Here is an 8,293-nt window from a genome sequence, read left to right on the forward strand (position 1 = left end):
ACTTAACCCCCGTTGTTGTTAAGCAAACTCTGTAGGGTAGCTATACTCTTGGGCGGGGATCAAGCGCCATTTTTCATTACCTTGCAGTTCTAGCACTGCCTGGTGGTAGTTTACCAAGCTAGACCGATGTCCCACACTGAGAAAGGTAGTTCCTGTCTGTTTGAGCAGGTTGTATAGGTTAGCCTCGTTTTTCACATCTAAGGCACTAGTGGCCTCGTCCAAAATGGCGTAGTTGGGTTTGTTCAGCAATAGCCGAGCAAAGGCCAATCGCTGCTGTTCGCCAAGGGAGAGGACATCTGCCCAATCTAAGACGGCATCGAATCCGCCGACTCGATCAGGCAAATCTTCTAAATTCACCAGATGCAGAACATCTCGCAGGCGATCGTCGCTAATGGTTTGACGAGTTTCATCGGTATCTGGTTGGGGGTAAATCAACTGTGCCCGCAGTGATCCCAAAATCATGTAGGGACGCTGGGGCAGGAACAGCATGTTTTCTAGAGGTGGACGAGTAATTTTGCCTGTGCCCGCATTCCACAGGCCTGCGATCGCTCGCAAAATAGAACTTTTACCCACACCGCTCTGACCAACAATCACCACATTCTGTCCAGGTGCTACCGTCGCTGACAAATCCCTGACTAATGTCCGCTGATAGTTTGGTGTTTGCAGGGTCACATGCTCTAGGGTTAGCTGATCAGCAATGGCGAGATCGATCGTTCGGGCACCCTCTAAACTGGGTTTCATCGGAGCTGCAAGTGCACTCTCAAAGGTCTCTAAACGATTGACCCCGGCTGCAAAGGCACTCAGCCGTTCAAACTGGTTAACGATAATTGAGAAGGCACTGAGTACTTGGCTGAAGGCAATGGCTGACTGCGTGCTAGCACCAAAGTCCAATTCACCAGCGAAGTAGCGCGGCACAACAAACAAGTAGGGCAAGATCACTACAAAGTAACCATAGGCCGTGGTGAAGAAATCAAGGTTTCGCTGCCAACCAATCAACAGGTGGAAGTTATGCAAGACACTGCCAAATCGACGTTTCACTTCGCTTGATTCCTGCTCTTCACCCTGGTAAAAAGCAATGGATTCAGCATTATCTCGCACGTGCACTAGGCTGTAACGAAAGTCTGCTTCTTTTTGTAATTGCCGGAAGTTCAGCCCAATCAAGCGTTTACCGAACAATACGGTGACGATCGTGCCAAAGATAGCGTAGGCAATAAGTACGATGGACAGTCGCGGCGAGATAGACCAAAGAATCCCTGTGAAGGAAATGAGCTTGATTATAGAGTCTAAAACAATCAGCAGAAACGATAGGCTAGTGCTGGTAAAAGATTTGATATCTTCAGTAATCCGTTGGTCTGGGTTGTCGATGGTTGCGTCATTGTTGACCGCGTAGTAGGCTCGGTTTTGAAAATATTGCCCTAGAAAGCTATTAGTCAGCCAGTCTCGCCAGTGCAGCCCTAACAGTTGCTGAGAATAGCTGTAGATAACGACGATCGGCGTGCCCACCACAAACACCCCAGCATAGACAAACAAAAATCGCCAATATTCAGGTTGGTTCTTCTCTGCCAGTGCCGTCTGGAAAAATCGAGCTACATAGCTGATTACCACATTCAAGCCGCTAACTGAGATAGACAAGAGCAGCAACCCTGCCAACAGTCCCCATTGCAGCCAACGGCCAGCAAGATGATGTCGCACTGCCACAAAGCCAATTGTTGGAATTATCAGTCCCAGCGCCACAAATGCTACCCACGGAGATTGCAGAGTTCCCTGCACTGTTTTCAACAAACCACTAGCTGTTAGTTTCGTAAACTCTGGAAACAGGGCATTCGTGCTCAGCACCAGCACAGTTACAATCACGAACGCAAATGCAAATAAGAAAATTAGCAGCAAAAACAGTAGCCCAAAGAAACTGCTATTGCCTCCCGCCTCTGACGGATACCAATAGGGACGGGCAATTGCAGTAAAGCGCTGCCAGAGCCTAGCATCAAACCGATTTAGTTGCTGGTCAGTAGTTGAAACAGTTCTAGTCATAGGTGCGGGTAATCTTGGGAGTAAAGCGAAACAAACACATAGCTTTAGCTGACTACGCTAAGACTCAAGATATGACCTTAGCAGAATTCATTGTGACCCTTGTAGATTACATCAAACAAGATGTCAGAGTTAATTCAGTAGATGGCTGATAGATCTGGTTAATCGCGGGAGTAAAGCAAGGGGTATAGTGCTGCACTCGATTACGCTAATACTGAGGAGAATGGATGGAGTGAATAGGTGTGACTCTAGCTCAAATGTTCAACTCAAATGTTCAACTCGAATTGTTCACGCCTAGACTTGGGCACTCTATAGCGAAGTGATGAATTGACTAGCACCCATCACCATTGAACGAAATCAACTGAGAGCCAATGACCGTATGATAACCCTTTCTACCCAGACCGACCAAGACACCTTGACAGGGATTGCAGACATCCAACAAAAAATCCAAGCTCAATTTGATAGTCTGCCCTACCCAGTTGTACCTTTAGACAAGTCTCCTCAGCATGATCCAGAGTTTTTGTTCATTCACAATCTAGTCACCCCTTATTACCTGCGTTATCGCCAGGTGATGAATACCGAAGGCATGGTGATTCTGGATGCTGGGTGTGGTAGTGGCTACAAAGCGCTAGCACTGGCGATCGCCAATCCGGGTGCTCAGATTGTGGGCATCGACCTGTCCGCAGCATCACTAGAATTAGCAGCTCAGCGCCTTCGTCATCACGGTGTCACTAATGCTGAGTTCCACCAAATTACCCTAGAGCAACTACCATCCCTTGGTATGCAATTTGACTACATTAACTGCGATGAAGTTATGTCTATCCTCCCCGATGTCACCGCAGGGTTACGGGCTTTCAAATCCGTCCTCAAACCCCAGGGCATTATTCGGGGCAACCTACACAGTGCCCGCCAGCGTCGCAACTACTATGCCGCCCAGACTATGTTCAAGATGATGCACCTGATGGATGGCAACCCGGAGGAATTGGAGCGAGACATTGTGCGAGAAACCATGGCTTCCCTCAAGGATACAGTGCAGTTGAAACAGACAACTTGGCATGAACAGCGCGGCCAAGATGACCAGTTCATTTTGATGAATTATCTTTACCAAGGCGATCGCGGCTATACCATTCGGGAACTGTTTGCTGCCCTGCGTGCGGCTGAGCTAGAGTTTGTCAGCATGGTGGACTGGCACAAATGGGAGTTATTGTCCCTCTTCAAAGATCCCAACAATTTACCGCTATTCTGGGCCATGAGCTTGCCGGAGCTGTCTCCCGAAGAGCGGCTGACATTATTTGAGTTGATTCAGCCCGTGAATCGTTTAATTGACTTCTGGTGCGGACATCCCCAGCCTGAGTTGGCACCTAAGCCTGTCATGAACTGGTCAGTCGAAGATTGGCAAGGCGCGACGATTTATTTGCATCCCCAATTGCGAACAGAGGCCGTGCGCACCGCAATGCAAAGGAGTATTACTGATCGCACCAGTTTCTGCATTAGCGACCATTTACACCATCCAGCGGCCACTCCAATCACCCTAGAGAGTGGGGTAACGGCGCTATTGCTACTACTGTGGGAAAATCCACAGCCGATCGCTGCCCTTGTTGACCATTGGCAACGGCTGAAACCACTGCATCCAGTCACGCTGGCACCCATAACAGCAGACGTAGCTTTTACCCAAGTGACTCAGGTACTGGCGCGACTAGAGATGAATCTTTATGTATTGATTGGTTAGCTAATTCATAACAGCCAGCATCAGTAGATTTAGGTAACTTTTGCTACCTGAACGATCGCATCAGTTTCGGCTTCGTAGGCAGTGACAGCTTGCCCTTGGTCAGCGAGGCGCTGCTAGACAAGGATTTCGATGCTAGCTCTGTCAGCAGGTGAGGCTAGAGGAATGGGGATTTTCTAATCATCTGGATACCTCATATTCCAGTGAGCTGTGCAACCAGCGGATGACCTTTGGCAAGACGACTCACATTGAGGATAGAGAAGCCAATCACATTGCCCTCTACATCAACGCGCTCCACGATGGCATCGTAGTTCGTTTCGCGCATATAACCAAGAGCATCAGAGAATTTTACTTCTAGAAAATCGGCTTCTGGGTCAAATCAAACGGCTACAGATTTTGCCATAGATCGACTCCTTTTCATTAAAGAGCATCACTATGGCAGAACTGGTCTCGATCAAATGCAACAGTAGGCTTATAGTTATTCCAAACAGCGATGAGGCATGAGGCAGTACAATAATCCCGAATTCACCTAGAGATATATTGGGATCCTTTGGATAGCTTAAAGGCTTGGCTGCCTAGCTAGCACTTGAGGCAGCGCTATATTGTGCCGATAACGGACGATCGACTAGCACGTAGAGGTAGCTCTCTAGCCGGGTGAGCACTTGGATAACATCCATCTCTGCCTGTGCTGGACTAACGGGAATCAGTGTTACAGGATCCAGCGGCTTAAGACGCAACCAATGCTCTACTAGGGCTGAGATGGGCTGGGGTGCATCCCATAATGGCACCAAAAGAGCCGCTACGGTGGACTCTAGGGTGACATCTGTCAGGGCAGGGTGAGAGAGATGCTGGCTAACGCAGAATCCTACGTGCTCTCTGATACATCTGTGCAACTGTTGCCGTACTTCGTCTGTGCGCAGTTGGGGATGGAGATGTACGATCGTGCCCTGCCAGTCGGCCAGTGACCAAGTGACAACAGGTGCTGGAACTGGATCAAGAAGAGGATGGCCACACCAAAAATCCAGCAGGCGGTTTTTGGGTTGCATCAGTTCATACAGCGTCAGTTGTTCCTCTACGGACAATTCGGGCAGGCTCATGGCCCAGAATGTAGGCAAATCTCCAGGGTTGTTGAAGAGAGACAATAACTCCCACTGTCGCCAGTCCACCATGCTAATAAACTCTAGGTTGGCTGCCCGCAAGGCTGCAAATAGCTCTGGAACAGTGTATCCTCGATCGCCCTGTAACAAATGGTTCATCAAAACAACTTCATCAATTTCACTGAGGTTGCTCCAGGTAGCTTGTTTTAAGACAACGTCATCACGTAGGGCCTCCATCGTCTCGCGCACTAGCCCGATTTCAAACTCCTCAGGGGTGCCGTCTAATAATCCCATCATGGCGCACATCTCTTGGGCAGCATAATAGTTAAACCGCTGGGGCGCACTGTGAACATTGGCGCGGATGATACCTTTGGGCTTCAGTACTGCCTGTAACGCCCGCAAACCTGTGGTTAGGTCGGGCAACAAACTCAGAACTTCATCACAGTTGATATAGTCAAAGGTCATGCCTAGGGAGGGCAACTCCTCTAGGGCGATTGCATGAAATTCACAGTTGGTGAAGCCGTGATGATGGAGGCGCTGAGTAGCTAGCTCTACTGACTTGACAGACAAATCTACCCCAACGATTTTTGCTCCTGGATTGGCAATTGCTAAAGCTAGGGCATTACAGCCGCTACCACATCCGGCATCCAGCATGGTGGTTGCTGCTGTATCTAGCACCCGTTGATGGCGTAGATAGTAAGGAGTTTGTAGGTTATGGACAAAGAGAAAGTCTGCTGTGTAGTTGATTGAAGCGGTGGGCGCAATATTGGGGTAGGGTGCTGCATCAAATTGCTGCCGTACTTTTTCTAAAACCACATCTGGATTATTGCCCATGTTGGTCTCTAGTGAGGTCGCCACGTTAGCACCATCCCTTCGTACTAGGTGTTAGATTCATCAGCCCTATTGCCTAGGTTTGCTGTGTAACTGAAATAAGCCTCTACGATCGCACCAAATCCAGGGCAACAGCAAGCAGATGTCTCTCCCATCATAGCCTCATCATCTAGTCCGCTGCTACAGGCTTAGGGGCTATCAGACCAAGGATCTGGCTCAGAAGCCCGCTGAAACGCTTGACGATTTGGCAATAAAGTGTCTAACAACGTCTTGATGTAGGCTTTACCATACACCTCTTTAGGTGCAGACTGCTCCGTGGAAGGTGTAGCTGCACCAGTTATGCCAGAAGTATTTTTAATTTCCGTAGTGGCAATTTCAAATACAGCCACCCCAGCCATATGCGTCGTTGGGGCTGGAGCACTAGCTGCACTGTCAACTGGGCTAGACGTGTCATTGTTTACCACCGCTTCTACATCAATCGTAATTTGACGAGTAGGATCCCCAAGTAGGGTGTTAGCCGCGATCGTCTGCCCAGACTCAACGGAATAGTTAAACAGTGTCGAGTTTGCCCCAATACAGGCATGGGCACCAATTGTACCTTGCCCAACAATCAGCACATCTGCTCCTAGGCTGACACCCTCTTCTAAAATCAGTGCTCCCCAATGGGCATGGAGAATGCTGCCCTTACCGATACACACGCCTGCTGCTACGGCAATACGGCTATTAGGCTCTGCTTGCAAGATCACCCCCGGCGCGATCGCTGCCGTCGGGTGAATCGATACATCCCCTCGAATGCAAATGCAGGCAGTTAGGTCTGGGTTAGCAAGCGGTGGGGACATGGGCATCGGTGACTAAGCACTATTTTTTCTGAGGCTGCTGAATCAACAGTTCAGCTACACGTCGCTTCTGGTTAGGGTCAATTCCAATTAGTCGGACATATTCCTGGGGATGCTCAGCCAAGAAGGACTCGATTACAGACACCGCTTCAGACGTGCTGCGGGGTGTAATCGTTGCCCCACTCTGCCAAGAACTGGTGCGATAGCGCCGCTGATCTGCATACTCAGTCCCAACTCGGTATCCTTGGTTAATCCACTGTTGCAGTTGCTGAAGCACATCGGATGACAGATGCTGGCTGGATGTAGGAGCACCTGAGCCAGCAGAGGCATAGCCCTGAGACGTTACGCTAGCTGGCCTGACACTGCCATTTAAGCTGGACTTACCATTGGGCTGTTGAATCAATATCTCAACCACCCGCCGCTTGGCACTTGTATCAACCCCTAGCAAGCGAACATACATGCCACTGTGGTCTGCTAAAAATGCTTCTAGAGCTGCGATCGCCTCGCTGGCCGTCCGAGCAGGCAGCAGACCTCCGCTCGTCCAAGAGCTAGCCCGATAGTGGCGCAGATCTGCATACTCAACGCCGACCCCATAGCCCTGATTTACCAACTGTTGCACCTGCTGCACGATATCAGCCGCCAAGCTAGTAGACCCAGCATAGGTAGAGGTCGATCCATTTCGATAGCTCGATGATTTGTCGGTGATAGTGACGCGCCCATCGGGCTGTTGCACTAGAATTTCAGCAACTCGCTGTTTGCGCTGAGTGTCTACGCCAATAACACGCACATACTCACCGTCATGCTCAGCCAAAAAAGCGTCTAGGGCAGCGATCGCCTCTGCCGGGCTACGAGTAGGCAGCGATGGCCCACTTAACCAAGAACTGGTGCGATAACGACGCTTGTCGGCGTATTCAGTAGCAAGGCCATAACCTTGGCGGATTAGCCGCTGCAACTCGTCACTGACACTAGCGTTACTGTGGGAAGACGTACTAGCCACTGAGGAATAGGATGGCTGGGCAGAACTGTGGTAGTTGCCACTACCCACGGTTCCATTGCTAACTGGGTCACCCGGACGTTGGATGACAACTTCACAGACCCGCCGTTTTGCTTGGGGGTCAATGCCGATCAACCGCACATATTCACCACTGTGCTCTTTGAGACACTCCTGAAGCGCGGAAAATACAGCCGATTCGTTAGTGGATGCGATCGGGCTGCAACTTGTCCACGAGTTCATCCGAAATCGCCGCTGATCCACATGTTCCGTCCCAATGCGATAGCCACTTGCTAACAAGTGACGCACCTGTTGGATCACGTCTGCACTAAGTCCCATAGTTCCTACCTGCGAATTACTAGTATCTGTACCCATTCCAACGGACGACGATCCAGAGTTGGATGGCGTTGGCGTATCAACTGTCTGCGTTTGGTCAGCACTGCTGTTGACTGCACTTGTTTCCGTAGCTGTCAGCTTTTCTCGAATCGGTGTAATGCAAGCAACATCATCTGCACATTGGTAGCCCGATCGCAGCGCATCATTCACACTGACGACATGGCGAGAGAACCGTAAATCCTCTGGCTGTACCGCTGGCAGATTGTCAGCCTGGGCTTGGTCGGTGATTATGGAGCCTGATGGCACATATCGTCCTGGAGGAATCTCTACATCCTGAATCAGCACATGCATCATGATAATGCAGCCCTTGCCGACCCTGGCATTGAAAATGGTTGATCGGAACCCGATAAAACAGTCATCACCCACATAGGCAGGGCCGTGAATCAACACC

Annotated in this window: 5 protein-coding genes and 1 pseudogene; 1 reads left to right on the forward strand and 5 read right to left on the reverse strand. The window is 50.0% G+C overall.

What is annotated here, in order from left to right:
• Positions 1-18: 18 nt before the first annotated feature.
• Positions 19-2,028 (reverse strand): ABC transporter ATP-binding protein/permease, encoded by a 2,010-nt coding sequence (locus NZ772_09045; protein ID MCS6813698.1) that lies wholly within the window; start codon positions 2,026-2,028, stop codon positions 19-21.
• 376 nt (positions 2,029-2,404) lie between these two features.
• On the opposite strand from NZ772_09045, the gene NZ772_09050 reads away from it, so the two are divergent.
• A complete protein-coding gene (locus NZ772_09050) occupies positions 2,405-3,754 on the forward strand; it encodes a class I SAM-dependent methyltransferase (GenBank protein MCS6813699.1) in 1,350 nt (449 codons plus the stop codon).
• A 190-nt stretch (positions 3,755-3,944) separates the two neighbouring features.
• On the opposite strand, the pseudogene NZ772_09055 reads toward NZ772_09050, so the two are convergent.
• From NZ772_09055 to NZ772_09070, 4 genes and pseudogenes are all read right to left on the reverse strand, one after another.
• Positions 3,945-4,154 (reverse strand): annotated as a pseudogene (locus NZ772_09055) (DUF2283 domain-containing protein).
• A gap of 172 nt (positions 4,155-4,326) precedes the next feature.
• A complete protein-coding gene (locus tag NZ772_09060; protein ID MCS6813700.1) occupies positions 4,327-5,682 on the reverse strand; it encodes a methyltransferase domain-containing protein in 1,356 nt (451 codons plus the stop codon).
• A 185-nt stretch (positions 5,683-5,867) separates the two neighbouring features.
• Entirely contained in the window at positions 5,868-6,518 is a 651-nt protein-coding gene (locus tag NZ772_09065) for a hypothetical protein (protein ID MCS6813701.1), read from the reverse strand.
• 19 nt (positions 6,519-6,537) lie between these two features.
• Positions 6,538-8,293, reverse strand: a 1,756-nt coding sequence (locus NZ772_09070) for a ribulose bisphosphate carboxylase small subunit (protein ID MCS6813702.1), incomplete at its 5' end; no start/stop codon positions are given.

The organism is Cyanobacteriota bacterium, assembly GCA_025054735.1.
In the GTDB taxonomy this organism is placed as follows: Bacteria; Cyanobacteriota; Cyanobacteriia; order SKYG9; family SKYG9; genus SKYG9.

Coding starts and splice junctions, on each gene's coding strand:
- NZ772_09045 (MCS6813698.1), bottom strand. CDS start 2,028: ATGACTAGAACTGTTTCAACTACTGACCAGCAACTAAATCGGTTTGAT.
- NZ772_09065 (MCS6813701.1), bottom strand. CDS start 6,518: ATGTCCCCACCGCTTGCTAACCCAGACCTAACTGCCTGCATTTGCATT.
- NZ772_09050 (MCS6813699.1), top strand. CDS start 2,405: ATGATAACCCTTTCTACCCAGACCGACCAAGACACCTTGACAGGGATT.
- NZ772_09060 (MCS6813700.1), bottom strand. CDS start 5,682: ATGGGCAATAATCCAGATGTGGTTTTAGAAAAAGTACGGCAGCAATTT.